Annotated in this window: 21 protein-coding genes; 12 read left to right on the top strand and 9 right to left on the bottom strand. The window is 71.5% G+C overall.

All coding sequences use genetic code 11. The features are described 5' to 3' along the window. Positions 1–384 precede the first annotated feature (384 nt). Positions 385–2,907 carry an ATP-dependent Clp protease ATP-binding subunit gene (locus tag ABIA38_RS33620; protein WP_424642698.1) on the top strand — a complete coding sequence of 841 codons (2,523 nt, stop codon included), beginning with the start codon at positions 385–387 and terminating at the stop codon, positions 2,905–2,907. Between the two features lie 117 nt (positions 2,908–3,024). Here ABIA38_RS33620 and ABIA38_RS33615 read toward each other — a convergent pair whose 3' ends face one another. Then, positions 3,025–5,211, bottom strand: a complete 2,187-nt coding sequence (locus ABIA38_RS33615; protein ID WP_424642697.1) for an MMPL family transporter — start codon at positions 5,209–5,211, stop codon at positions 3,025–3,027. A gap of 144 nt (positions 5,212–5,355) precedes the next feature. On the opposite strand from ABIA38_RS33615, the gene ABIA38_RS33610 reads away from it, so the two are divergent. From ABIA38_RS33610 to ABIA38_RS33595, 4 genes are all read left to right on the top strand, one after another. Next, the gene (locus ABIA38_RS33610; RefSeq protein WP_424642696.1) at positions 5,356–6,054 is read left to right on the top strand and encodes a TetR/AcrR family transcriptional regulator; all 699 of its coding nucleotides are present in this window, start codon (positions 5,356–5,358) and stop codon (positions 6,052–6,054) included. Positions 6,055–6,143: 89 nt separating this feature from the next. Further along, entirely contained in the window at positions 6,144–6,896 is a 753-nt protein-coding gene (locus ABIA38_RS33605; protein ID WP_424642695.1) for an SDR family NAD(P)-dependent oxidoreductase, read from the top strand. Between the two features lie 143 nt (positions 6,897–7,039). After that, entirely contained in the window at positions 7,040–8,080 is a 1,041-nt protein-coding gene (locus ABIA38_RS33600; protein ID WP_424642694.1) for an NAD(P)-dependent alcohol dehydrogenase, read from the top strand. A gap of 92 nt (positions 8,081–8,172) precedes the next feature. Continuing rightward, positions 8,173–8,523 carry a tetratricopeptide repeat protein gene (locus tag ABIA38_RS33595; protein ID WP_424642693.1) on the top strand — a complete coding sequence of 117 codons (351 nt, stop codon included), beginning with the start codon at positions 8,173–8,175 and terminating at the stop codon, positions 8,521–8,523. A gap of 3 nt (positions 8,524–8,526) precedes the next feature. Here the strand turns inward: ABIA38_RS33595 and ABIA38_RS33590 are convergent, their stop codons facing one another. The 3 genes from ABIA38_RS33590 to ABIA38_RS33580 form a co-directional block, all read right to left on the bottom strand. Then, positions 8,527–9,207, bottom strand: coding sequence for a lysoplasmalogenase (locus ABIA38_RS33590; RefSeq protein ID WP_424642692.1), 681 nt, complete (start codon positions 9,205–9,207; stop codon positions 8,527–8,529). Next, entirely contained in the window at positions 9,204–10,061 is an 858-nt protein-coding gene (locus tag ABIA38_RS33585) for a sterol desaturase family protein (protein WP_424642691.1), read from the bottom strand. Before ABIA38_RS33585 ends, ABIA38_RS33590 begins: the two co-directional genes overlap by 4 nt. Positions 10,062–10,216: 155 nt before the next feature. Beyond that, a complete protein-coding gene (locus ABIA38_RS33580) occupies positions 10,217–11,320 on the bottom strand; it encodes a DUF2382 domain-containing protein (RefSeq protein WP_424642690.1) in 1,104 nt (367 codons plus the stop codon). A gap of 279 nt (positions 11,321–11,599) precedes the next feature. Between ABIA38_RS33580 and ABIA38_RS33575 the strand changes: the two genes are divergently transcribed. Next, the gene (locus ABIA38_RS33575) at positions 11,600–12,394 is read left to right on the top strand and encodes a GNAT family N-acetyltransferase (protein ID WP_424642689.1); all 795 of its coding nucleotides are present in this window, start codon (positions 11,600–11,602) and stop codon (positions 12,392–12,394) included. A gap of 9 nt (positions 12,395–12,403) precedes the next feature. Further along, positions 12,404–12,856, top strand: coding sequence for an N-acetyltransferase family protein (locus ABIA38_RS33570; protein ID WP_424642688.1), 453 nt, complete (start codon positions 12,404–12,406; stop codon positions 12,854–12,856). Between the two features lie 22 nt (positions 12,857–12,878). Here the strand turns inward: ABIA38_RS33570 and ABIA38_RS33565 are convergent, their stop codons facing one another. After that, a complete protein-coding gene (locus ABIA38_RS33565) occupies positions 12,879–13,115 on the bottom strand; it encodes a hypothetical protein (RefSeq protein WP_424642687.1) in 237 nt (78 codons plus the stop codon). A 491-nt stretch (positions 13,116–13,606) separates the two neighbouring features. Between ABIA38_RS33565 and ABIA38_RS33560 the strand changes: the two genes are divergently transcribed. After that, positions 13,607–15,346, top strand: a complete 1,740-nt coding sequence (locus ABIA38_RS33560; protein WP_424642686.1) for a hypothetical protein — start codon at positions 13,607–13,609, stop codon at positions 15,344–15,346. Here ABIA38_RS33560 and ABIA38_RS33555 read toward each other — a convergent pair. After that, positions 15,270–16,223 (bottom strand): A/G-specific adenine glycosylase, encoded by a 954-nt coding sequence (locus tag ABIA38_RS33555; RefSeq protein WP_424642685.1) that lies wholly within the window; start codon positions 16,221–16,223, stop codon positions 15,270–15,272. The genes ABIA38_RS33560 and ABIA38_RS33555 overlap by 77 nt on opposite strands. A gap of 182 nt (positions 16,224–16,405) precedes the next feature. On the opposite strand from ABIA38_RS33555, the gene ABIA38_RS33550 reads away from it, so the two are divergent. Further along, positions 16,406–17,245: a hypothetical protein gene (locus tag ABIA38_RS33550; RefSeq protein WP_424642684.1), complete on the top strand. Its 840-nt coding sequence runs from the start codon at positions 16,406–16,408 to the stop codon at positions 17,243–17,245. 76 nt (positions 17,246–17,321) lie between these two features. Here the strand turns inward: ABIA38_RS33550 and disA are convergent, their stop codons facing one another. Together disA and radA are read right to left on the bottom strand one after the other, a co-directional pair. Continuing rightward, complete coding sequence (gene disA / locus ABIA38_RS33545) at positions 17,322–18,431, bottom strand: DNA integrity scanning diadenylate cyclase DisA (protein WP_424642683.1); 1,110 nt, start codon at positions 18,429–18,431, stop codon at positions 17,322–17,324. A 349-nt stretch (positions 18,432–18,780) separates the two neighbouring features. Then, positions 18,781–20,172, bottom strand: a complete 1,392-nt coding sequence (radA, locus tag ABIA38_RS33540) for a DNA repair protein RadA (protein ID WP_424642682.1) — start codon at positions 20,170–20,172, stop codon at positions 18,781–18,783. Positions 20,173–20,318: 146 nt separating this feature from the next. Between radA and ABIA38_RS33535 the strand changes: the two genes are divergently transcribed. Both ABIA38_RS33535 and ABIA38_RS33530 read left to right on the top strand, forming a co-directional pair. After that, positions 20,319–21,815 (top strand): BACON domain-containing protein, encoded by a 1,497-nt coding sequence (locus ABIA38_RS33535; protein WP_424642681.1) that lies wholly within the window; start codon positions 20,319–20,321, stop codon positions 21,813–21,815. Positions 21,816–21,932: 117 nt separating this feature from the next. After that, entirely contained in the window at positions 21,933–23,498 is a 1,566-nt protein-coding gene (locus ABIA38_RS33530; RefSeq protein WP_424642680.1) for a hypothetical protein, read from the top strand. Positions 23,499–23,695: 197 nt separating this feature from the next. On the opposite strand, the gene ABIA38_RS33525 is transcribed toward ABIA38_RS33530, so the two are convergent. Further along, positions 23,696–24,436: a hypothetical protein gene (locus tag ABIA38_RS33525; protein ID WP_424642679.1), complete on the bottom strand. Its 741-nt coding sequence runs from the start codon at positions 24,434–24,436 to the stop codon at positions 23,696–23,698. 84 nt (positions 24,437–24,520) lie between these two features. On the opposite strand from ABIA38_RS33525, the gene ABIA38_RS33520 reads away from it, so the two are divergent. After that, on the top strand, positions 24,521–25,447 hold the full coding sequence (locus ABIA38_RS33520; RefSeq protein ID WP_424642678.1) for a Ppx/GppA family phosphatase: 927 nt from the start codon (positions 24,521–24,523) through the stop codon (positions 25,445–25,447). Positions 25,448–25,542: the final 95 nt, after the last annotated feature.

The following is a 25,542-nucleotide window of genomic DNA, read 5'->3' as shown; positions in this document are numbered from 1 at the left end:
CCCCGGACCTCGACACGGTCGCCCGCACGCCGGTCGTGACCTGCCGGTATACAGAAGGTGTCGTCCGGGGTATGACCCGAACATGGAGGGGAGACGGGGAAGCGGGGGCGTCGGCGGTGACCGCGCCGGGTCCCATCGAGGCCGAAACCGGCGGTGGAAAATGCCGCGTTCGCTTCTGGCGTACTCGGAATCGGCCTCAGTACGTGGCCGGCGGGAACATCGTCTCGCACCATCGGGTTTGACTAGTTGTCCAATGCGGTCCACAACACGTGGGTCGCACGTCTTCACGGACGAATCGAGCGGTCCTGCGTGCAGGACTAGCATGCGGAAGGACAGGGAGGGGACCGTCCCCGATCTGCACGACCGCTCTGAGGAGCGATAACGATGTTCGAGAGGTTCACCGACCGCGCGCGGCGGGTTGTCGTCCTGGCTCAGGAGGAGGCCCGGATGCTCAACCACAACTACATCGGTACTGAGCACATCCTCCTCGGCCTCATCCACGAGGGTGAGGGCGTCGCTGCGAAGGCCCTGGAGAGCCTCGGCATCTCGCTTGAGGCAGTGCGTCAGCAGGTTGAGGAGATCATCGGGCAGGGTCAGCAGGCCCCGTCCGGTCACATCCCCTTCACGCCCCGTGCGAAGAAGGTCCTCGAGCTGTCGCTTCGCGAGGCGCTTCAGCTCGGCCACAACTACATCGGCACGGAGCACATCCTCCTGGGCCTGATCCGCGAGGGCGAGGGCGTCGCCGCCCAGGTCCTCGTGAAGCTCGGCGCCGACCTCAACCGGGTCCGCCAGCAGGTCATCCAGCTGCTCTCCGGCTACTCGAGCGGCAAGGAGTCCGCCACTCCGGGCGGCAGTGGCCAGGAAGGCACTCCGTCCACGTCCCTGGTGCTCGACCAGTTCGGGCGCAACCTGACCCAGGCGGCGCGCGAGGGCAAGCTCGACCCGGTGATCGGGCGCGAGAAGGAAATCGAGCGGGTCATGCAGGTGCTGTCCCGCCGCACCAAGAACAACCCCGTCCTGATCGGCGAGCCCGGCGTCGGCAAGACCGCCGTCGTCGAGGGCCTGGCCCAGGCGATCGTCAAGGGCGAGGTGCCCGAGACGCTCAAGGACAAGCAGCTCTACACGCTCGACCTCGGCGCGCTGGTCGCGGGTTCCCGCTACCGCGGCGACTTCGAGGAGCGGCTGAAGAAGGTGCTCAAGGAGATCCGCACCCGCGGCGACATCATCCTGTTCATCGACGAGCTGCACACGCTCGTCGGCGCGGGTGCCGCCGAGGGCGCGATCGACGCGGCGAGCATCCTCAAGCCGATGCTGGCGCGTGGTGAGCTGCAGACCATCGGTGCGACCACGCTCGACGAATACCGCAAGCACCTGGAGAAGGACGCGGCGCTCGAGCGCCGGTTCCAGCCCATCCAGGTCGCGGAACCGTCTCTGCCGCACACGATCGAGATCCTCAAGGGGTTGCGCGACCGCTACGAGGCGCACCACCGCGTGTCGATCACCGACCAGGCCCTGGTGGCCGCGGCGACGCTCGCGGACCGGTACATCTCCGACCGGTTCCTGCCGGACAAGGCGATCGACCTGATCGACGAGGCCGGTTCGCGGATGCGCATCCGCCGGATGACCGCGCCGCCGGACCTGCGCGAATTCGACGAGAAGATCGCCAACGTGCGTCGGGACAAGGAGTCCGCGATCGACGCGCAGGACTTCGAGAAGGCCGCGTCCCTGCGCGACAGCGAGAAGAAGCTGCTCGCCGACAAGGCGAAGCGGGAGAAGGAGTGGAAGGCCGGCGACATGGACGTCGTGGCCGAGGTGGACGAGGAACTGATCGCAGAGGTCCTGTCCACGGCCACGGGCATCCCGGTCTTCAAGCTGACCGAGGAGGAGTCGGCTCGGCTGCTCCGCATGGAGGACGAGCTGCACAAGCGGGTCATCGGCCAGAAGGACGCCATCAAGGCGCTCTCCCAGGCCATCCGGCGCACCCGCGCCGGGCTCAAGGACCCGAAGCGTCCCGGTGGTTCGTTCATCTTCGCCGGCCCGTCCGGCGTCGGTAAGACCGAGCTGTCGAAGACGCTCGCCGAGTTCCTCTTCGGCGACGAGGACGCGCTCATCCAACTGGACATGAGCGAGTTCTCGGAGAAGCACACGGTCTCCCGGCTGTTCGGTTCCCCGCCCGGATATGTGGGTTACGAAGAGGGTGGCCAGCTCACCGAGAAGGTGCGCCGCAAGCCTTTCTCGGTCGTGCTGTTCGACGAGGTCGAGAAGGCCCACCCGGACATCTTCAACTCGCTGCTGCAGATTCTGGAGGACGGTCGACTGACCGATTCCCAGGGTCGGGTGGTGGACTTCAAGAACACCGTCATCATCATGACGACCAACCTCGGCACGCGGGACATCTCGAAGGGCTTCGGCCTCGGTTTCTCCGGTTCGTCCGACGTCAAGACCGGTTACGACCGGATGAAGGCGAAGGTCAACGAAGAGCTGAAGCAGCACTTCCGGCCCGAGTTCCTCAACCGTGTCGACGACACGATCGTCTTCCACCAGCTTTCCGAGGAAGACATCATCCAGATCGTCGACCTGATGATCGCCAAGGTGGACGAGCGGCTGCGCGACCGGGACATGGGCATCGAGCTCCGGCCGGCCGCCAAGGCCCTGCTCGCCAAGCGGGGCTACGACCCGCTGCTCGGCGCCCGTCCGCTGCGGCGGACGATCCAGCGTCAGATCGAGGACAACCTCTCCGAGAAGATCCTCTACGGCGAGCTGCGCTCCGGGTCGATCATCGTGGTCGACACCGAGGGTGAGGGCAAGGAAGAGAACTTCACCTTCGAGGGCATGGAGAAGGCCCCGCTGCCGGACGCACCGCCGATCGAGGCGACCGGCTCGGGCCCGAACCTGAGCAAGGAGTAGTCGAGTCCGCAGGACCCGACAAGGGGCCGCCCCCGGGAGACACTTCCCGGGGGCGGCCCCTTTTTCGCTTGGCCCGGCCTTCGGCCGGCCTCGTCACGGCCGGCCCGGCGGGCGGGCTCAGTGCACGCCGTCGTGCACCTGTCGACCGGCCGCGCTCGCGTCGCCGGTCCGGGCGGGCCCCGACCCGGCGGGCTCCGGGGCCGACTCGCGCAGGCCCACCCGCTCGTGCAGGCGGCGCAACGGACCCGGGGCGTACCACGCATGCCGGCCCAGGACGCGCATCGCGGCGGGAACCAGGACGCCGCGGACCAGGGTCGCGTCCAGGAGGATCGCCAGCGCGGCGCCGAAGCCGAACAGTTGGAGGAAGCTCACGGTGCTGGTCAGGAACGCCACGAAGGTCACCGCGAGCAGCGCGGCGGCGGTGGTGACGATCCGCCCGGTGCGCCCCAACCCCTGCCGGACCGCGTCCGCGTCGGACGCGCCGGCGTCGTGCAGCTCCTTGATCCGACTGGTCACGAACACCTCGTAGTCCATGGACAGGGCGAACGCGATGCAGAACAGCAGCACGGTCATCGAGGTGTCCATCGGCAGCGGGGTGAAGCCCAGCAGGCTCGACAGATGCCCGTCCTGGAAGACCCACACGGTGATGCCGACCGCGGCCGTGATGCTGATCCCGTTCAGGAGCAGTGCGCGCAGCGGTTGCAGGACGCTCCCGGTGAACAGGAACAGCAGGACGAACGTACTGAGCACGATCAGCCCGAAGGCCAACGGCAGCCGGTCGCCGATCGAGGTCTTGGTGTCCACGAGCCGGGCGTCGGTGCCGCCGACCAGGGCCTCGGTCCGATCCGGCGCGGGGACTGCGCGGACGTCGTGGACCAGGTTCTGGGCGGCGTCCGACTTGGCGGGCAGCGTGGTGATCACCGACAGCAGGCGCGCGTTCGGCCGGATCCGGTCGGGGCCGGCGGTGTCCACCCGGGTCACCCCGGGCAGTGCGGCGAGCCGGGCGGCGTACGCGTCCGGTTGGACCTGGGCGCCGGCGCCGAGCAGCACCACGTCCAGCGAGCGGGTGTCGTCGAGGCTGTAGTCCGCGCGCAGCGTGTCGCCGACCTGGCGGGCCTCGGTACTGGTCGGCAGGACCCGCTCGTCGGGGGTGCCGAACGTGACCCCGAGCAGCGGCGACGCGGCCAGCAACAGCACCGCGACCACGGGCAGCGCGGTGAGCGCGGGCCGGCGGGTGACGAAGCCGGCGAGCCGGGACCAGACCGGCGCCTCGGCGCCCTGGACACCCTTGACGCCGCGGATGCGCAGCGACTCGACGCGCGGGCCGAGCACGGTCAGCAGCGCGGGCGCGATGATCAGCGCGGCGAGCGCGGAAACGAGCACCACGCCGATGCCCGCGTAGGCGAACGAGCGCAGGAAGTACTGCGGGAACACCAGCAGCACGGCGAGCGCGGCGGCCACCGTCGCGGCGGAGAACAGGATCGTGCGCCCGGCGGTACGCAGGGTGCCGACCACCGCGTCGTGCAGGTCGTGCCCGGCGTGCAGCAGCTCGCGATGGCGGGCCACGATCAGCAGCGCGTAGTCGATCGCCAGGCCCAGACCGAGCGCGGTGGTCAGGTTGATCGAGAAGATCGACACGTCGGTGAGGCTGCCCAGGACGAACAGTTCGGCGAAGGTGCCCATGATCGCGATGAAGCCGATCACCAGCGGGACCAGGGCGGCGATCAGGCTGCCGAACGCGAGCACGAGCAGCAGCAGGGTCAGCGGTACGGCGATGGCCTCGGCGATCGCCAGACTCTTGCCGACCTGGCCGGTGATCGCCGGGCCGATCGAGGCGTCGCCGCCGATCCGTACCTTCAGCGGGCTGTCCGCGGGCAACTTCGCCCCCCGCGGCAGTTCGCTGATGTCGTCCTTGACCGAATGGGCCACGAGCAGCGCGCCGCGCCCGCCGTCCGCCTTCAGCCCGGGCGCGTCGGTGGTCCAGTAGGAGGCGACCTGGTCGAAGCCCGGTGCGGCCGCGAGGGCCGCGGTCAACCGGCGTCCGGCGTCCGCGATCGCCGGGGTGTCGACGTTCGAGCCGTCCTTGGCCCGGATCTCGATCACCAGGTTGGGGCGGCCTCCGAAGGTGTGCTTGAGCTGGTCCTGGGCCCGGCTCGAGGCCGAATTCGGTGCGTCGAAACCACCCGACTGGAGCTTGCCGAAGGCTCCGAGGCCCACCCCGGCCGAGCCGAGCAACAACAACACGCCGACCACGAGCACGGTGCGCGCCCGGCGGAATACGAGATCCCCCAGTCGTTCGAGCATGATCATCGACCTTCCGAGCGGTCCGTGGGGAACGGAGATGGCGGAGCCGAACACACGATGTTGACGCCGATAACAATGTTGGCATTGATAACTTGGCATCCAATGTGCGCAGTGTCAACATGGGCCTGTACCGAACGGAGAACCATGGCGAGCGAACAACCCGCCGGCCCCTCGGGCCGCCGCGGATACCACCACGGCGACCTGCGCAACGCGCTCATCCAGGCCGCGGTGGAGCGGGCCCGGGCGGGCGGACCGCAGGCGATCGTGCTGCGCGAGGTCGCGCGCGCGACGGGGGTGTCCTCCACCGCCGCCTACCGGCACTTCGCCAATCACCACGAGCTGGTCGAGGCGGTCAAGGAGCACGGCCTGTCCCTGATGGCCGCCGCGATGCGGGCCGAGATCGCCGCGGGTGAGCCCTGTCCGGATCCGGGCGACGAGGCGCTGCGCAGGCTGCGCGCCTCGGGGATCGGCTACGTGCGCTTCGCGTTCGCCGAGCCCGGCCTGTTCCGGACCGCCTTTTGCATCGGTGCCGACGCGGCGGAGGGCGAACCGATGTTGATCGGCCGACGGCAGGCGGCAGCCGCGATCGGCGAGGAGGAGCGGCTGCCCGGCGTGCCGGGCGACTCCGAGGAGTCGTACGCGATGATGTCCCGCTCGCTGGACGACCTGGTGGCGTGCGGCCGGCTGCCCGCCGAGCGGCGCAAGTACTCGGACGTGGTGATGTGGTCCGCCGTACACGGCCTCAGCGTGCTGCTGCTGGATACCGACCTGGCCCGACTCCCGGACGAGATCAAGGCCGACATCGTCCACCGCGGCCTCGACGTGGCGCTGCGCGGCCTGTAGCACTCACCGCGGCGACGGCCCCGGGACGACGTCCCCCATTAGGTCCCGTCGACGGGCGTCGAGGGGTCGGTGCTCACAGGATCGAAGGCATGAGTGCCGACTTCGCAGCCAGGACCGCCATCGTCACCGGCGCCGCCTCCGGCATCGGCGCGGCCATCGCCAGGCGGCTCGCGGCCGACGGCGCCCATGTGGTGGTCGCCGACCTCGACGACGTCGGCGCGTCCCGGGTGGCCGCCGAGATCACCGAGGCCGGCGGCAGTGCGCGGGGGATGCGGGTGGACGTGGCCGAGCCGGAATCCTGCGCGGCGCTGGTGCGCGCGGCGGTCGAGGCGTTCGGCGGCCTGCACCTCGCGGTGAACAACGCGGGCATCACCGGCCCGCACGCGCACACCGGCGACTACCCGACGGACGGCTGGCGCCGGGTCATCGACATCAACCTCAGCGGTGTCTTCTACGGGATGCGCCACCAGATCCCGGCGATGCTGGCGGCCGGCGGCGGCGCGATCGTCAACATCGCCTCGATCCTGGGCTCGGTCGGCTTCCCGAACGCGGTCGGCTACGTCGCCGCCAAGCACGGCGTGCTGGGCCTGACCAAGACCGCCGCGATCGAGTACGCCCGGCACGGGATCCGGATCAACGCGGTCGGTCCGGGCTTCATCGAGACCCCGCTGCTCGCCGCATCCGACGCCGAGGCGCACGCCGCGCTGGCCCGGCTGCACCCGATGGGTCGGCTCGGCACCGTCGACGAGGTGGCCGACCCGGTGGCCTTCCTGCTCTCCGACCGGGCCTCGTTCATCACCGGCAGCTACCACCTGGTGGACGGCGGCTACACCGCGCCGTAGCCTCCCGCGTGGGATACCCCGGCCCGGTAATCCATCCGGTTGGCGAGTAATAGTCTGGCAAACGACGTCGCCGGCCCACCGTGCCACCCGAGCACCACCCATGTACCCACGTGGGGGCCGGTACGCCGGAAAGGGAGAAACCCATGAAGGCCGTCCAATACGTCGAGTTCGGCAAGCCGGTCGAGGTGCGGGAGATCCCCGCGCCCGAACCGGGTCCCGGCCAGGTGCTGCTGAAGGTCACCGCGGCCGGCGTCTGTCACTCCGACATCTTCGTGATGAGCCACCCGGTCGGCACGTTCGGTCCGGATGCCCCGCTCACCCTCGGCCACGAGGGCGCCGGTACGGTGGCTGCGCTCGGCGAGGGGGTCACCGGGCTCGAACTCGGCGACGCGGTCGTCGTCTACGGGCCGTGGGGCTGCGGCACCTGCCACGCCTGCGCGCAGGGCAAGGAGAACTACTGCGCCCGCGCCGCCGAACTGGGCATCCGCCCACCCGGCCTGGGCGCCCCCGGCGCGCTCGCCGACTACGTGCTCGTCGACGACCCGCGCCACCTGGTCCCGATCGGCGACCTGGACCCGGTGCGCACCGTCCCGCTCACCGACGCCGGGCTGACCCCGTATCACGCGATCAAGCGCTCCCTGGACAAGCTCCCCGCGGGCAGCACCGCCGTGGTCCTGGGCGTCGGCGGCCTCGGCCACATCGGCGTACAACTGCTGCGCGCGCTCTCCGCCGCGCAGGTGATCGCCCTCGACGTGAGCGAGGACAAGCTGGAGCTGGCCCGCGCCTCCGGTGCCCATCTGGCGATCAAGTCGGACGCCAAGGCCGCCGACATCGTCCGCGAGGCCACCGACGGCCTCGGCGCCCAGCTCGTACTGGACTTCGCCGGCGTGCAACCCACCGTCGAACTGGCCGCGAAGTGCGCGGCCGTGGAGAGCGACCTGACCATCGTCGGCATCGGCGGCGGCACCCTCCCGGTCGGCTTCGGCCTGATCCCCTACGAGTGCTCGGTCAGCACGCCCTACTGGGGCTCGCGCGCCGAGCTGATCGAACTGATCGAACTGGCCCGACGCGGCGCGGTGAGCGCGCACGTCGAGCAGTTCCCGCTCGACCAGGCCCCGGACGTCTACGACCGGCTGCACCACGGCCGGATCAGCGGCCGCGCGGTACTCGTCCCGGGCGCCTGACCGGGCGCCCGAGGGCTCACGGAATACCTCGCCGGGGTATGCGGTTCTGCTGTTCGTCCGATGCCGCCCCGAGCATCGCGAAGGGAGCCACCGTGAAGCTGACCCTGGAGAACTACCGAGTGGCCGAGGCCCTGGTCGAATGGCGCGACCCACTGGGCGCACTGCGCCTGCTCGAACCGGCGCTGGAGGACGAGCGGGACAACGTGGCCGTCCAGCAACTCGCGGGCCGGGCGTACTACCTCTCGCTGCAACTGCGCCGGGCCGAGGCGACGCTGCGCCGGGTCGTCGAACTCGACCCGTGTGACGCGTGGGCCACCCACGCGCTCGGCCGCACCCTGGAGCGGGCCGGTCGCGGCGCCGAGGCGGCACCGTATCTGCGACTCGCCGCGGCGATGAACCCGGAGCCGGAATACGCCGCGGCGGCCGCGAGGTACGCCGACTGACGCTCACCCCGACGGGGCGGCGGACCGACGGTCCGCCGCCCCGTTCGGTTTCGCCCGGCCGAACGGCCAACTCGCCCAGGTCAGCGCGAGCAACAACTGGGCGGCCACATAGGTGGGCATCACCACCGCGTCCTGGCCCGGCAGCACGTGTACGTCCGCGATGCCCAGTGCGATCACCGCGTCCGAGCCCAGGAACAGCACACCGCCGAGCCCGGTGCGCCGACTCACCCCCGCCGCGCACACCGCCATCGCGGTCAGCAGCAGGCTGTACCCGAGCACCGGTACCAGCAGGCCGCCCAGGCCGCGCCACACCAGCACGATCAGCGCGCCCCACGCGAGCAGGTACGCCGCGGGCAGTCGCCGGGACAGGGCGATCCCCGCGCGCCGAAAGGCCAGCAGATAGCACACGTGCCCGACCCCGAACCCGGCCATCCCCACCATGAACGCCGCCCGGCTGTCCACGAGCAGCCCCACGTCGCCGACGAACCCGCCCACCAACGCGCCGATCGGCAGCCGCAGGTCGGCCGCGGCCTCGGGACGAACGGCCTGGTACACGAAGGCGATCAGCACCGGCATCAGCAGACTCTTGGTGACCCACCGGGGGCCGGCCACGTCGGTCGCGGCGAGCACCGTGTCCACGACGCCCAGGGTCAGATACGCGGTGAGCAGGGCCCGCGAACTCACCCGGCGGCCCGCACCGCGACCGGCTCGACCGCCGCCGGCCCCGGCTGCCAGCCGGGCCCGCGCAGCACTCGGCCGAACCGCTCCCGCCACGCGTGTGCGGCCCGGACGTCGCGGGCGATCGCCGCGTATTCGTGCAAGGCCACCCGCAGCGGGTTGTACGTCTCGATGTTCTTGGTGAGCCCGTAGTCCACCGGCTCGCTCTCCGGTTCGAAGCTGCGGAAGAGCCGGTCCCACAGGATCAGGATCCCGCCGTAGTTGCGGTCCAGGTAGCGCGGGTTCGAGCCGTGGTGGACGCGGTGGTGCGACGGTGTGTTGAAGACGTACTCGATCGGCGGCCAGAGCCTGTCGATCCGCTCGGTGTGGATCCAGAACTGGTAGAGCAGATTGATCGAGAAGGACGTGACCACCATCGTGAGTGGGAAACCGAGCAGCAACATCGGCCCGATGAAGACGATGTGGTGTGCCCCGGTCCAGGTCTGCCGCAGCGCGGTGGAGAGGTTGTAGTGCCGGCTGGAGTGGTGCACGACATGGCTGGCCCACAACAGCCGGACCTCGTGCCCGGCCCGATGCTCCCAGTAGTAGAAGAAGTCGACCCCGACGATCACCAGGACCCATGCCCACCACGTGTGGCCGAGTCGCAGCGGGGTCAGCTCGTGCAGCCCGTCCCAGGCCCACACGGTCAGCAGCCCCCAGCCGAGCCCGGCCGCGATGCTGCCCAGGCCCATGGCCAGGCTCGTCGCGGTGTCCTTCACCGCGTACCCGCGCTCGCCGTCGTCGGGGGCGAATCGATACGACACCCACTCGACGACCAGGAGGAGGGTGAAGGCCGGAATGGCGAACACCGTGAGGTCCATGCCCCGGACCCTACTGGCGGGTAACGCCGGGTGGAAGGGGTGTTTTCCCGCGAATTCGCCGGGCGCCGGGCAAAGCACGGGCGAAGCCCCCGACCGCCGCCGGAGGAACGCGCCGGGGGCGATCGGGGGCTTCGCGGGACGTGCGGCGAACGGGCCTACTTGTGCTTGTCCAGCCGTTCGCCCTTGCCGTCGAGGACCTGGACCCGGTCCCCCTCGTGCAGTTCGATCCGTTCGCGCCGGACCTCCTCGGTCACCCGCTGCTCCGCCTGCACCTTCTTGGCGACCAGCCGGATCCGCTCGACCGGGACGACCTCCTTGTGCACCACGACCCGTTCCGCGTGCAGCACGATCTCGTGCGCGTTCTCGCGCATGTCCGGGCCGTTGAGCGCGGCCTGCCGGTTGTTGTTGTCGATCGGCTCGCGGACGATCTCCCACTCCTCGTGCATCACCGGGACGACCTGGTCCACCCGCTCGGTCTCGATCACCTTGCGCAGCGCCGCGCGCCCGGCCTCGATCGTCTCCACGTGCACGTCGAGCCGCTCCTCGGAACGGGTCATCGCCTGGTCGGTGTCGGCCTCGGCGGCCATCCCCGCGGCCCGGGTGGTGCCCGAGCCGGCCGCGGCCGGGCGGATCGTGGTCGCGGACGCCATCCCGGCCCCGGTGTCCGTCGCCATGCTCGGCCGGGCCGGCCGGTCGGTCATGGTGCCTGCGGCCGGCGGCACGTCGCGCAACTCGGCACGGACCGGCGGGTCGTTGGTGCGCACCGACGGGTCGTGCTTGCCGGTCAGCTCCTCGAAGCCGTTGTCCGAGCCCGCGAGCTGGGACTTGGACAGGTCGCGGTGGCTGGTGCCGGCCGCCGCGCCGGCGGCGGCCGTACCGGCGAGCCCGGCGGCGGTGCCGCTCGTGGTGCCGGTCCCGGTGGTCTCGGTGCGGGTCATGCCGGTCGACGGCGTGACGCTGTAGTGGCGGTAGAGCCGGGCCTCCTCCTCCGGCGACAGGTGCTCGTCGGTGCCCAGACTCGGCGCCTCCTTGACCAGCTCCTTGTCGAACGGCACACGCAGGTCGTCGCCCTGCATGTCGGCCGGGCCCAGCGGCACGAAGCTCTCGCGCCCGCCGAACATGCCGGTCTTGACGGTGACCCACTCCGGCTCGCCGGTGCGGTCGTCCAGGTAGACCTGGCCGATGGTCCCGATCTTGCTGCCTTCGGAATCGACGACCTTGCGGCCGATCAGTTCCTGCGGGGTGACATTCGTCTTCACGAGCCAACGCTCCTGTTCCCGGCGTCGAGGCAGAGGTGCCGCGACATGGCGGTCGTCGTGTGGGAGCTCCGACCACCAGCAGACGGCGAATCGGCCGATGCGACAACCGGAGACGCTCGGGGCGGTGTCGGTCGGTTACCCGTCGCGGCGCTGTCAGCAGCGGGAATACGACCGGTGGTGGATTGTCCGCGGGCGCCGGGGATTCACCCGAGTGGGTGAGTGTGCGTCGGGTCGGCCCCGGCGTCGGCGGGGTGGGGGCGATCCGGCAGGATTTTTGCCGTGTGGGAGATAACCGAGCACGAGGAACTGGTGCGCCGCTGCGCCGGTGACCCGATGTGCGTATGGGCCGCGCAGGGGTTGCGCGGCGGGCGGCGGGCGTGGGCGAGTGCGGATCGGCGGGCCGCGGTGGTGGCCGGGGCGGACCTCTCCCGGCACGACCGGCTCGCGCTGTATGGGCCGCCGGACGCGTTGGTGCCGCTGGTGCGCGAGGTGTTGGCCGAAGTGGGGCCGAGCTACCGGCCGTTCGGCGCGCCGGAGCGGATCGCGGCGCTGGTGGCGGGGGTGCCGGGGCTGGTCGCGGCCGGTTCGTTCGGGTGGATGGACCTGGTGGCGGCTCGGGAGCCGGATTCGGTGCCGGGCCCGGCCCTGTGGTTGGCCGAGGACGCGGACCACGAGGTGGCGGCCCTGATCGAGGCCGGGTTCCCGTCGTCGTACGCCAAGCCGGGTGTGCCGGGCGTCGAGCGCTGGGCGGGGGTACGCGACGCCGACGGTACGTTGCTCGCGGTCGCGGCGCTGGCCTGGTCGGCGCCGAGCATCGGCTTCCTGGCCGGCGTCGGGGTGGCTCCGGCGGCGCGTGGGCGTGGGCTCGGTCGGGTGGTGTGCGCCTTCGTGCTGGCCGAGGCGCGGGCCCGGCACGGGGGTGCGGCGCTGATGGTCGACGAGTGGAACCACGCCGCGGTGCGGTTGTACGAGCGGCTGGGGATGGTATACCGGCCGGTCGAGGCCGCCGCATGCGAGTCGGCGGCGCGGGCCGGGGTGTCCGTACGGGCCGGTGGGGACGGGCGGCGTTTGTAGGCTCTCGGCATGACCACGACCATCCGCCCGGCCACCGCTCGGGATCTGCCGGGGCTGCTCGCGCTCTACGCCGAGCTCAACCCCGAGGACGGGCCGCTGCCGCTCGAGGACGCGCACCTGATCTGGGCGGACATCGCCACGCAGCGCGGCCGGACGGTGCTGGTCGCGGATCTGGACGGGGTGATCGTGGGCACCGTCGACTGCGCGGTGTTGCCCAATCTCACCCGGGGCGGGCGCTCGATCATGTTCGTGGAGAACGTCGTGGTGGCGGCGGCGCACCGGCGGCGCGGCATCGGTCGGCGACTGTTGGCCGCCGCCGCGACGACCGCGGCCGACGCGGGGTGCTACAAGGTGCAACTGCTCGCCGCGGACTCGACCGAGGCACACGACTTCTACCGGTCCTGCGGCTTCGACGCCCGGGCCGAGGGCTTCCGCCGCTACCTCGGCGCACCTCGGCGGTAGGACGCTTCGCCGGCCGATTGGTTCAGCGGCCGATTCGCCAGGGGCCGCCGGGGGAGCCGGCCGGGGGGTCGGTCGGGCCGTTGTGCAACCAGCCGGTGCCTCGACAGTGGGGGCAGCGGGTGCCCGCCCAGATCGTGGACACCTCGCGATGCCGGCTGCGATATACCCGGCCCGAGGTGTCCAGTCCGGTGCCCTGGCAGCCCATGCACCGGATCGCCTCACCCGGTGTGGGCTCGTCGTGCCGGGAGTCCTCCGTCACCGCGTCCCCCTTCGCTCTCGGTGAACCACGCGCGGCCGACCCGGATCGCGTTGCGTAGCCTCGGCGTGTACACCCAGTATTCGCCGCTCGGCGGCCGGGCGCCGGGATTCCGGGCAGATCGGTCGTCGCGGCGGGGCCGACGGGGTGCCGGCCCCGAGCCGGCTCGGCCCGGGCTCCGGTGGGTACGGCGGTGGGCATTGCAGTGCGTTCGTCCCCGGATTTCGTTACGTTGGAAAAGAATAATTTCGAATGTCGCGATGGTGCCCGTCGGGTCGAAACAGTTTTCGATCGAATTGCCAAGCGTTCGCCAAGGGTAATTCGGGGTGGCATTTCCCGGATAATATTATCGGGTCAATCGAGGTATGGAACGACAAGAGCTCGGGGGTACGACGATGGGCGTAGGAAGCGCCTTGGTAAAGGAAGATACGGTCGCCGAAACGGACGATGTCGATCCGGAAATGTCGCGCGGAAAACCGTGGTATCGGTTGGACGTGCGGACCGGATGGGCCCTCGCCGTCGTACTGCTCCCGGCCCTGCTGGTCGGTGTCGCCGCCTTCCGGCGGCGCTGGATCGGCGACGACGGATTGATCTTCGTCCGCGTCTCGCAGCAGATCCTGGACGGGAACGGGCCCAACTTCAACGTCGGCGAGCGGACCGAGGCGGCCACCTCGACGCTCTGGCCGTGGTTGTTGGCGCTGGTGGACGAGACGACCGGGATCGACCTGGTGACGCTCGCCGTCTACGGCTCGCTGGTCTGCGCGGTCGCGGGCCTGGCGATCGCCACCGCGGGCACTCGCCGGCTCTACGCCGACCTCCCGGGCGGTGGGTGGCCGTTGCCCGCCGGGGCGTTGGTGCTCGCGGCGCTGCCGCCGTTCTGGGACTTCGCCACCTCCGGTCTGGAGATGGGCCTGATCTTCGTCTGGCTGGGCACGAGTTGGTCGCTGCTGGTCCGGCTGGACCGGGACACCTCGTTCCGGCGCCAGGCGTGGACCTCGTTCGCGCTCGGCATGGGCGTGCTGGTGCGGCCCGATCTGGCGCTCGGCACGATCGTGTTCGCGGCGGCCGCGTGGCTGCTGCTGCGGCCCGAGCGCAAGCGGTTGGCCCTGCTCGCGCTGTTCGGCGGCCTGTTGCCGGTGCTCTACCAGATCTTCCGGATGGGCTACTACGGCGTATTGCTGCCCAACACGGCGATCGCCAAGGAGGGCACCAGGACCGACGTCGGCCGCGGCTGGAGCTACTTCGAGGACTACGCGAGTCCGTACAACATCTGGGCGCCGCTGCTGCTCACCGTGGTGGCGGTCGGTCTGCTGGCCGGCGTGGACCGCTCGGTCGGCGACTTCGAGCGCTACCGGATCCGGGTGCTGACCGCGACCGCGTTGGTCGCGGGCACCGTGCTGCTCGGTTATGTGATCGTGGTCGGCGGCGACTTCATGCACGCGCGGCTGTTGTTGCCGGGCACGTTCGCGTTCCTCCTGCCGGTGTTGGTGTTGCCGCGGCAACGGCTGTACGCGAGTACCGCGGCGGCGCTGGCCGTGTGGTCGGTGGTCTGCGCGGCCTCGATGCGGGTGCCGTACCAGGGTTTCGGGCCGAAGGACATCGAGGACACCCGGACCTGGTACGTCGCCTGGACCGGTGAGCCGAACCCGGTGACCGCGGCGTCCTACCGGGCCGCGTTCGTCAAGCGGCTGGAGGGCCTCGGCAGCGAATGGCGCAAGGATCTGGCCACGCCCGGGGCCCAGTTCGTCTACCTGACCTACTATCACGAGCCGGACAAGTTCTGGATGCTGAACTTCGACTTCCGCTCCGCGCCGCTCAAGTACCACGTCCCGGTCACCGACTCGGTCGTCTACGGCGCGCTCGGGCAGCCCGCGGCACTGGTGCCGACCTCGGGTCTGGCGATCGACATCTTCGGTCTGGCCAATCCGCTCGGCGCGCATCTCGAGCTCGACTATCGGACCCGATCGGGGCACGACAAGCTGACCTACATCGAATGGATTCTGGCCGACTTCACCGCTCCGGGCACCCGACTGGACCTGCGCAATGTCGATCCGGCCAAGGTCGAGGCGGCCCGTCGGGCATTGACCTGCGGCGGTATTCGCGAACTTCAGGAAGCGACGCGCCAACCGATGTCGGTATCGCGCTTCTGGAAGAACCTCATCGGCTCGGTGAAACGGAACTCGATGCGGATTCCGACGAATCCGATCGACGCGGAGAAGAAGTACTGCCACTGAGCGGACCGGCGGGCAGTCGGTACACGCCCGCCGCCAACGGCTCGACCAGACCGTCCGCCACCAGACCGTCCAGCGCCCGGGCGCGCTGGACCGGTTCGTCCCACACCGCGTCCAGCGCGGCCTGGTCGACCGGTTCGATGTTGTCCCGCAGGACGGCGAGCAGCCGGCCACGGACCTGGCGGTCGGTGCCCGCGTAGGTCTGGCCGCGCCGCGGCGGGCCCTGGTAGGCGGGCTTGCCCGCCAGGCGCCACGCGCACGACGCGGCGACCGGGCAGTCCGCACACCGGGGCGTCTTGGCAGTGCACACCAGCGCGCCCAGTTCCATGATCGCCACCGCCCAGGTCGCGGCCGTCGCGGCGGTCGCGGGGAGCAGCGTGGTCGCGGTGCGGCGCTCGGCCGGGGTGGTGGCCTGCGGCGGATACTCGACCGCGTCGATCGCCCGGCCGATCACCCGGCGCACATTGGTGTCGAGCACGATGTGCCGTTGGCCGAAGGCGAACGAGGCGATGGCGGCGGCGGTGTACTCGCCGACACCGGGCAGCGCGAGCAACTCCGCGTGGTCCGTGGGGACCTCGCCGTCGTGCCGTTCCACCATCGCGGTCGCCGCGCCGTGCAGGCGCAGCGCGCGGCGCGGGTAGCCGAGCCGGCCCCACATCCGGACCGCCTCGCCCGGTTCGTCGGCGGCCAGTGCGGCGGGCGTGGGCCAGCGCTCGAGCCAGGTCGCGTGCACCGGCAACACCCGGGCCACGGGCGTTTGTTGCAACATGAACTCGCTGACCACCACCGACCACGCGGACGCGTCGGGGGTTCGCCAGGGCAGATCGCGTTGATTGGCCGAGTACCAGTCGAGGATCGGCTCGTGCAGTGCGTGTGACATCTCGCCCAGAATCCTCGCACGTTACGGAAGGTCACTCGGCCGAGTGACGGGGGCTTCTGCCCGCAAATGCCGGAAAAGGCTTGCCACCAGGGCTTCTTCGGTCCCGACACGCCGAGAAAATCCAACGCTTCGGACGGTGTGGCTACACCGGACGGCGTAACGATCTCCCCTAGAGTCTGCACGTGGACTCGATGCGCCGTCCCGTGGGTCACCTGCCGTCAACCGTGTATTGGCGTCGGCGGGTCGTCGTGCTGCTCGCCCTCGCGCTGTTGATCGCGCTGGTGGCCTGGGCATGCACTGCCGGTGGGGACTCCTCCGACGACAAGAAGAACGCTGCGGACAAGAAGCCGATCGCGACCGTTTCGGGCTCGCCCGATCCGAGCGCGATCACGCCGGGCGCCAACCCGACCAACGGCGCCAACCCGCCGGTGTCGGGCGGGAGCACCGGCACGCCCGGCGGCAGCTCCGGTGCCTCGGCGGGCACGTCCGGCCAACCCGGCGGGCAGCCGGGCCAGTCCGGCGGCCAGTCCGCGGGTACGGCCGGCGGCGGTGCGGTTCCGGGCGGCGGCAAACCCGCGCCGAACGGCGGCACCTGGTGCACCTCGGCCATGGTCCGGGTGCAGATCCAGCCGGTCGAGTCGGGCAAGAGCTCGTACAGCGCCGCGCAGAACGTGGCGCTCAAGGTGATCGTCACCAACAACAGCGGGCCGACCTGCTACGTGGACCTGGCGCCGAAGAGCGCCTACATCCAGGTGCACTCCGGCAACGACGCGCTGTGGAGCTCGGCCGACTGCGCCGTCGGCGCCGCCACCGACTATCGCCAGTTGCAGCAGGGCGAGGCGCAGGCGGTCTCGATCACCCGCGACTGGTCCTGGACCCGCTCCAACGCCGCGCAGTGCGCGACCAACGGTGGGCAGAGCAAGGTCGCCCCGACGGACAAGGCCTCCTACCGCGCGAAGGGCGTGCTGGCGGGCCTGGAGCCGTCCGGCGAGTTCATCTTCACCGCCTCGGTGGGCAAGTAGCGGCCCGCTCCACCACGACACACGAGGAGGGCCCCGGCGCACGCGCCGGGGCCCTCCTCGTGTGTCGTCGGGGTCGCTACACGTAGCGTTCCAGGATCGAGGACTCGGCGAGCCTGGACAGGCCCTCGCGCACGCTGCGGGCGCGCGCCTCGCCGACGCCGTCCACGGCCTGGAGGTCGTCGACGCTGGCGGCGAGCAGCTTCTGCAGGCCGCCGAAGTGCTCCACGAGCCGCTCGATCACCACCGGTGGCAGCCGGGGGACCTTGGCCAGCAGTCGGTAGCCGCGCGGGCTGACCGCCGAGTCGAGCACCTCGTGGCCCGAGGTGAAGCCCAGCGCGCGGGCCACCGTCTGCAGGTCGAGCAGATCGGCGTGGGCCAGGCCGTCGAGTTCGGCGAGCACGTCCGCCTCGGTCCGGCCGCGCTTGATCGCGCGCTCGGGCACGTAGTCGCGGGCGACCAGCTTGCGGTCGTCCTCGACGCCCGCGATCAGCTCCTCGAGTTGCAGGGAGAGCAATCGGCCGTCGACGCCCAACTCGGTGACGTAGCCGTCGATCTCGCGGGCGATCAGCCGCACCATCTCCAGCCGCTGGGACACCGCGCACACGTCCCGTACGGTGACCAGGTCCTCGATCTCGAGGGCGGACAGCGTGCCGGAGACCTCGTCGAGCCGGAGCTTGTAGCGCTCCAGGGTGGCCAGCGCCTGGTTGGCCCGGGACAGGATCGCCGCCGAGTCCTCCAGGACGTGTCGCCGGCCGTTGACGTAGAGCGCGATCAGGCGCATCGACTGGCTCACCGAGACCACCGGGTAGCCGGTCTGCTTGTTGACCCGCTCGGCGGTGCGATGCCGGGTGCCGGTCTCCTCCGTCGGAATGGACGGATCCGGGACGAGTTGCACACCCGCCCGGACGATCTTGGTGCACTCGCGGTCGACCACCACGCCGCCGTCGAGCTTGCACAACTCGCGCAGGCGGGTCGCGGAGAACTCGACGTCGAGCACGAAGCCGCCGGTGGACAGGGCCTCCACCGTCTTGTCGAAACCCAGCACGATCAGGCCGCCCGTGTTGCCCCGGAGGATGCGCTCCAGGCCGTCGCGCAGGGCGGTGCCCGGGGCCACGGACTGCAGCGCGGCCCTCACGAGGGCCGCGTCGGCACTCGTGCCCTTGTCGGTCCGGTCATTCGTAGCCACAGAACTCCCCGTGGTCGTTGCCATCCTCGGCCGGCCATCGGCCGTCACCCGGGCATTTGCTCCGGTATGCACGGCCGGGAGCGCCTCAGGACCTGCGGTCGACACAGGTCGGCCGCTACGTCGGAAGATCGGTGGAAAAGTCTAGTGCCTCCCGGCCGCCGACCGGTCGCCTTATCCGGCCCGAAGCCGTGTTTCGGCACAGGCCGCACAAGCCGTTCCGCGTGTCGAGTATCTCCGAGGCGACACATGGTCACTCCTCGGGGCACCCGGAAAGTTGCCGGCCCGCGGCGCGGTCTCCTGCGGGGGTTCGGCGCGCGGGCGTTTCGGGCGGGGCCGGCGGGTCGCTCGCTCACTCGCGGTCGGGCTTGCGCTCGCGGTGCGAGACCAGGTTGAACGCGCGCAACGCCTCGCGGATGTCGGCCACCTCGATCACCTTCATGCCCTTGGGGATCTTGCCCGGATCGGGGGGCACCAGGGCGTGAGTGAAGCCGAGCCGGAAGGCCTCGGCGAGCCGGCGCTGCACGCCGGTGGCCCGGCGGATCTCGCCCGCGAGGCCGACCTCGCCGATCGCCACCAGTTTGGCCGGCAGCGGATGATCGGCGGCGGCGCCGGCCAAAGCCAGCGCGGCGGCCAGGTCGGCGGCCGGTTCGGTGAGCTTCACGCCGCCGACGGTGGCGGTGTAGATCTCGGTCTTCTCCAGGCGCACCCCGCCGCGCCGCTCGAGCACCGCGAGCACCATGCCCATCCGGGCCGAGTCCAGGCCCGAGGTGGCCCGGCGCGGGGTGGGGATCTGGGACGGCGCCACCAGCGCCTGCACCTCGACCACCAGCGGGCGTTTGCCCTCCAGAGTGACCGTGACGCAGGTCCCGGAGACCGGCTCCTGGCGCTGGGTCAGGAACAGGCCGCTGGGGTCGGTCAGGCCGGTGATGCCCTCGTCGTGCAGTTCGAAGCAGCCGACCTCGTCGGCGGTGCCGTAGCGGTTCTTGATCGCCCGGACCAGGCGCAGTCGGGCGTGTCGGTCGCCCTCGAAGTGCAGCACCACGTCGACCAGATGCTCGAGCAGGCGCGGGCCGGCGATCGAGCCGTCCTTGGTGACGTGGCCGACCAGGACGGTGGCGATGTTGCGTTCCTTGGCGATCCGGATCAGCGCGCCGGTGACCTCGCGGATCTGCGACACCCCGCCGGGCGCGCCGTCGATCGCGGGCGAGGCGACGGTCTGCACCGAGTCGACCACCAGGAGGGCGGGCTTGACCGCGTCGACATGGCTGATCAGCGCGGCCAGGTCGGTCTCGGCGGCGAGATAGAGCTCCTCGGCGAGCGCGCCGATCCGGCCCGCGCGCAGTCGGACCTGGGCGGCGGACTCCTCGCCGGTGATGTAGAGGGTGCGGGCGGTGGGCGAGGCGGACTTGGCGGCCACGTCGAGCAGCAGGGTGGACTTGCCGACGCCCGGCTCGCCGGCGAGCAGCACCACCGCGCCCGGGACCAGGCCGCCGCCGAGCACCCGGTCCAGCTCCTCGACGCCGGTCGAACGGAACTTGGCGGTCTGTACGTCGATCCGGCCGATCGGCAGCGCGGCGGTGGTGACCGGGCCGGCCACGATCGAGCGGGCCTTGGGCGCGCCGAACTCCTCGACCGTGCCCCACGCGTGGCACTCGTTGCAGCGACCCAGCCATTTCGGCCCGGTCCAGCCGCATTCGGTGCAGCGATACGACGGGCGATCCTTCGTGGTGGTCCTGGCCATGCCAGGAACGGTAACGGCCCGCACCGACAGCCGCGCCGGCCCGTGGTCGATCGGGGCGGAATGTCGCGATGGCGAATGTCTTGATCCGGTCACCGAGCGGCCGAAGCGATGGTGGCGAGGGGATGTTCTCCCTACCGTGTGGCGGCATGGCGGGTGGGGACGGTGCGGTGCGGGGACCGGGGACGACGGACGTGACGGGTGCGGTGCCGGACGCCGTCGCGCTCTACGACGCCTACGGCGATGCCCTGTTCGGGTTTTGTCTCGGGCTCGTGCACGACTCCCGGGTCGCCGCGCGGGCGGTGCGCGACACGCTGGCGGCGGCACCGGCGCGGATCCGGGCGGTGCGCGAGCCGAGCCGGACCCGGGCCCTGCTGTACGCGCTCGCGCGCGCCGAGTGTGCGCGGGCGGCGGGGGCGCGGTCCTCGCCCGGGGTGGTCGAGGAGATGTTGGCCGCGGGTGGCGCGGGCCGGACCGGGCCGGATCGACATCGGCTGCCGCCGCTGGTGCCCTACGCGCTGTGGGCGGTGGACGAGGTGGAGCGGATCGCGCTCGACCTGTCCGCGCGGCATCGGCTCGGGGGTGCGGAACTGGCCGATGTACTGGCGCTGTCCGAGCGGCGGGTGGCGCGGGTGCTCGGGCGTGGCCGCGAGCAGTTCGAGCAGGCGCTGGCGATCTACGCGGTGGCCACGCACGCGCGGCGGGACTGTCCCGAGCTCGCGCTGTTGTTGCCGGACGCGGGCGCGGCGGTGGAGCCGGGTCTGCGGCAGCCGCTGCACCTGCACGTCGACTCGTGTCCGGACTGCGTGCTGTTGCGTCCGGGGCCGGTGGACGGGCGGGAGTTGTTGGCGGCCCGGGTGTTGCCGGTGGCGCCGGACACGATTCGGACCGGGCTGCTCGCGGGGTCGCCCGGGGTGTCGGGCGAGTTCGTGGGTCGGGACGGTTTTCCGCCGGGGGCGGGGCGGGCGCGTTCGCGGGTGCCGGTGGTGGTGGCCTGCACGGTCGGCGCGGCGTTGGTGGTCGGGCCGGCGGTGGTGCTGCGCTCGGGTGGGGCGGACGGCGGCGCCTCGGTCGCGATCGGTTCGGCGCGGCCGCCGGATCAGCCGGTGGCCGGGTGGCCGCCTCCCACGCCTTCGACGCCGGCGAGCAGTGCTTCCGCTGCTGCTGCTGCTTCGGCCACGGCTTCGAGCCTGCCGTCCTCGGTGCCGAGTTCGCGGACGACCACGCCGAAGCCGACCGCGCGGACCGGCAAGAGCGCGCGGCCGTCGTCGGCGACCGGGCCGGCCGCGGCGTCCACGGGGAGCCGGCCGCGCTCGGGTGGCTTGGTCCTGGACGACGCGGCGACGCCGGGCACGTTGGGTTGGTCGCGGACGTCGGTCGATCTCGCGGCGGGCGGCGGTGCGCGGACGATTCGGCTCTCCGCGACCGGTGGGCCGGTCACCTGGTCGTTGGGGATGTCGGAAAATGACTGGCTCACGGTGAGCCCGAGTTCGGGGACCCTGGCCAATGGCCAGTCGATATCGATCACGATCTCGGCGAATGTGGACAGGGCACCGGCCGCGACGTGGGCAGTGACCGTTTCCGCGAATCCGGGCGGAATTCCCGTCGAGGTGCGCGGCGGCGGGCGTCGTGTGGATGTTCGATGAAAGAATTCGGCCAAAGGTGACGGATATTCACTCGAAAGTATGATTGTCGACCTCGAAAGGCGTATGAAAGTGCAAATCGCCTGAGTCGGCGGCTCTGCGACGCCTACGTTCACGAACGTGACGGACTCGGTAACCGGCCCGGCAGCCGCTCCCGGAGGGGCTGCCCGCTTCGCTCCTCCCGCCGCGGTGCTCTCGTGGGGGCGTGCCGCCTACGACGCCTATGCCGAAGGGCTCTACACCTACTGCCTGTCGGTGCTTCGCGATCACCGGGCGGCGGCGGAATCGTTGCGCAGCACCTTCGTGCTCGCCGATCGTCACATCGGCCGACTGCCGGATCTGGATCTGCTCAAACCGTGGCTCTACGCGCTCGCCCGGTACGAGTGCCTGGTCCGTTTGGATGCGCACGTGCGGATGGGCCCGGGGCCGGCCGGGCCCGAGGACGGCCGGGTGGTGTGGGCGCACGAGCGCAGCCTGCCGCCGCTGGCTTCGGGCGCCGACGAGTGCACCGATCCGGTCCCCGGCACCGAGGTGGGCCGGCCGCCCGGTCGGCGCGGCGACCTCGACGAACTCGCCTGGCCGGAGGCGGTGGGGTTGACCCCGGAGCGGCGCGAGGCGCTCGAACTGTCGGTCCGACACGGGCTCGATCCGCGCGGCCTGGCCGCGGTGCTCGGTTGTGCGGAGCAGCATGCCCGCAGCGTGCTGCTGGCGGCCGGCCGCGAGGTGGACCGCACCCGGGCGGCGGTCGCGGGCGCCGGGGCCCCACACGGGTGCCCCGAAGGCCGGGAGTTGGCCACCGGGCGGCTCACCGCTCCACTGCGCGCCCGGTTGATCGCGCACGTCGAGACGTGTCGGCGGTGTGGCCCGCGGGTGCGTCGCGCGGCGACGTGTCTGGCGCCGACCACGGGCGCGGCGGCGGCACCGGTGGGTCTGGCCCTGATCGCGCCGCCGCCGGCGTTGCGGATCGAGGTGCTGGCCGAGGTGGGCAAGGGGCGCTCGGCGCAGCGGCCACCGGAGATCGCGCGCCGGGTCGCCGAGTTCGACCGGGCCGGCTTCCCGGTCTTTCGCACGCAGGTGGTCCAGCGCGGCAATCGACGTCGGGCCACGGTGATCGCGGCGGTCGTGGTGGCCGCGGTGGTGGCCGCGCCGGCGCTGGCGTTGTGGCAGGCGTCCGGCGGATCGGCGAGTGGCTCGAGCGGGTCGGCCGGCAGGGTGGTCACCATCGCGTCGGCGCACGTGGAGGGCGGGGCGGACACCGTCCCGGGCCGGCCGGCCGATGCGTCGACGGCGCCGGTGGTCGGCCCGGTACCGCCGCACGCGCACGGATACGCCCCGGCCTCCTCGGCCGCGGTCCTCGCGCCGCCGGTGCCCGGGTCGCCGGTCCCCGCGCTGCCGCTGGTCACGGTCACCCACACCGGCGATCGCACCGTGGTCACGCTGGGCAACCCCGGCGCGGAGCCGATCGACTGGCGGGCGTGGACCGCGGCGACCTGGCTGCACCCGAGCCACACCCACGGCACGCTCGCCCCGGGCCGACAGGACACGGTGGTGATCACCGTCGACGTGTCCCGAGCTCCGCGCGGCTCCTGGACGGCCACGGTGCGGGTGGATCCGGGTGCGGTGGTGATCACGATCGAGGGCAGCACGGGGGACGCGACGCGCACTGGCCTGCGGCCGACCGGCTGAGCACCTCCGGAGGCGGCGACGGGCCGGCTCGATCACGGCTGCGGGAGCGTTTTGGTCGGGTTGGGTTGTGTACCCACCCGCTCCACCCGTTGCGAATGGTTCGGAGGTTGGGGTTCAAAGGCTCCTACGCGGCCTGGTCTGGCCCCGTGGCCCCCCGGGGTGGCTGATCGGGATTTGGTGGGCGGAGCCGCCCGATGTCAAGCCGGGTCGGCCGGGTGGGGGGCGATCGGGTGGCCGGTCGACAGGCGGGCTTCGCAGGCTTGGGTCAGGACCGCGTAGGCGGGTTCGCCCATGAGTTCGCGCAGTTCGGGGGCGTAGGACACGTAGACCGGGTCGCCGGCGCCGTGTGCCTCGGTGCTGCCCGTGCACCACCAGTGCAGGTCGTGGCCGCCCGGGCCCCAGCCCCGGCGGTCGTATTCGCCGATCGTGACCATCAGGACCCGGGTCTCGTCGGGCCGGTCGATCCAGTCGTAGGTACGCCGGATCGGGAGTTGCCAGCAGACGTCCGGCTTGGTTTCGAGCGGGTGTACGTCCGCGCGAAGAGCCAGCGCGTGCAGCGAGCAGCCGGTGCCGCCCGCGAAGCCGGGGCGGTTGAGGAAGACGCACGCGCCGTCCACCAGGCGGGTGCGCTTGTCGCCGTCCTCGAACTCGCTCACGCCCTGTGCCTTGGCCAGGTCGTGGAACTGCCAGGTGTCCGGAGTCAGCCGTTCGGCCCAGGCCAGGACACGCTTCTCGTCGTCCTCGTCCGACCAGTGCGCGCCCAGCGAGCAGCACCCGTCGGGCGCTCGGCCGGCCACCACGCCGTGGCAGCCGGCTCCGAAGATGCATTGCCAACGCGAGGTCAGCCAGGTCAGGTCGCAGCGGAACAGCTGATCGGCGTCCTCGGGGTCGGGGAATTCGAACCAGGCGCGCGGAAAATCAAGGTCTACCTCAGGCACGCCCACCAGGGTAGGGCTCCGGGCCGGACAACCGAGGGAACGCCCCCGCTCGCGCGCCGGGGTCGACGGATTACCTTCGACACCATGCGACTCGGTGTTCTCGACGTGGGCTCCAATACGGTCCACCTGCTCGTGGTCGACGCCCATCAGGGTGCTCGACCCCTTCCCGCGTACTCGCACAAGCGCGAACTGCGCCTGGCCGAGCTGTTGGAGCCGGACGGGAGCATCGCCCCGCACGGGATAGATCTGCTGGTCCGCACGATGGCCGCGGCCCTGGAGATCGCCGAGGACAAGGGCGTCGAGGACCTGTTGCCGTTCGCCACGTCGGCGGTGCGCGAGGCGGCCAACTCGGAGGCGGTGCTCGAGCGTGTCCGGCGCGAGACCGGGGTGGACCTCCAGGTGCTCACCGGCGCGGACGAGGCCCGGCTGACCTTCCTGGCGGTGCGCCGCTGGTTCGGCTGGTCCTCCGGGCGGCTTCTGGTGCTCGACATCGGCGGCGGCTCCCTTGAGATCGCGGCCGGCGTCGACGAGGAGCCGGACGCGGCGGCCTCGCTGCCGCTGGGCGCGGGCCGGCTGACCCGCGCCTGGTTGCCCAGTGATCCGCCCGGCGCGGACGAGATCCGCGTACTGCGCAAGCATGTGCGGGCCGAGATCGCCCGTACGGTCGCCGAGTTCAGCCGACTGGGCCGGCCGGACCATGTGGTGGCCACGTCCAAGACGTTCAAACAACTGGCCCGGATCGCCGGCGCGCCGTCCTCCGGGGAGGGCCCCTACGTCAAGCGCTCGCTCAGCCGGGCCGGCCTGGCCGACTGGCTGCCGCGACTGGCCGCGATGACCGCGACCGAGCGGGCCGCGCTGCCGGGCGTGTCGGTGGGTCGCGCACCCCAGCTGGTGGCCGGGGCGATAGTGGCCGACGCCGCGTTGGACCTGTTCAACGTCAACGCGCTGGAAGTGTGTCCGTGGGCGCTGCGCGAGGGGATCATCCTGCGCCGGTTGGACTGGATGAACTGACCGAGCGCACCGGGCCGCCCGGAGTGTCGGCCGCGCCGATCGGCCCGGACCGGCTGCTTCGGCGGGCGATCGTTCTACTCTGGGCGACATGGCCG

The organism is Embleya sp. AB8 (assembly GCF_049739465.1).
Classification (GTDB): domain Bacteria; phylum Actinomycetota; class Actinomycetes; order Streptomycetales; family Streptomycetaceae; genus Embleya.
Note: the sequence above shows the minus strand (reverse complement) of the source record. Positions and strands in the feature narration are given on the sequence as shown.

What these genes read in the sequence shown, in the direction of transcription:
- ABIA38_RS33620 (WP_424642698.1), top strand. Translation starts at nt 385, where the DNA reads ATGTTCGAGAGGTTCACCGACCGCGCGCGGCGGGTTGTCGTCCTGGCT.
- ABIA38_RS33615 (WP_424642697.1), bottom strand. Translation starts at nt 5,211, where the DNA reads ATGCTCGAACGACTGGGGGATCTCGTATTCCGCCGGGCGCGCACCGTG.
- ABIA38_RS33610 (WP_424642696.1), top strand. Translation starts at nt 5,356, where the DNA reads ATGGCGAGCGAACAACCCGCCGGCCCCTCGGGCCGCCGCGGATACCAC.
- ABIA38_RS33605 (WP_424642695.1), top strand. Translation starts at nt 6,144, where the DNA reads ATGAGTGCCGACTTCGCAGCCAGGACCGCCATCGTCACCGGCGCCGCC.
- ABIA38_RS33600 (WP_424642694.1), top strand. Translation starts at nt 7,040, where the DNA reads ATGAAGGCCGTCCAATACGTCGAGTTCGGCAAGCCGGTCGAGGTGCGG.
- ABIA38_RS33585 (WP_424642691.1), bottom strand. Translation starts at nt 10,061, where the DNA reads ATGGACCTCACGGTGTTCGCCATTCCGGCCTTCACCCTCCTCCTGGTC.
- ABIA38_RS33570 (WP_424642688.1), top strand. Translation starts at nt 12,404, where the DNA reads ATGACCACGACCATCCGCCCGGCCACCGCTCGGGATCTGCCGGGGCTG.
- ABIA38_RS33555 (WP_424642685.1), bottom strand. Translation starts at nt 16,223, where the DNA reads ATGTCACACGCACTGCACGAGCCGATCCTCGACTGGTACTCGGCCAAT.
- radA (WP_424642682.1), bottom strand. Translation starts at nt 20,172, where the DNA reads ATGGCCAGGACCACCACGAAGGATCGCCCGTCGTATCGCTGCACCGAA.
- ABIA38_RS33535 (WP_424642681.1), top strand. Translation starts at nt 20,319, where the DNA reads ATGGCGGGTGGGGACGGTGCGGTGCGGGGACCGGGGACGACGGACGTG.
- ABIA38_RS33520 (WP_424642678.1), top strand. Translation starts at nt 24,521, where the DNA reads ATGCGACTCGGTGTTCTCGACGTGGGCTCCAATACGGTCCACCTGCTC.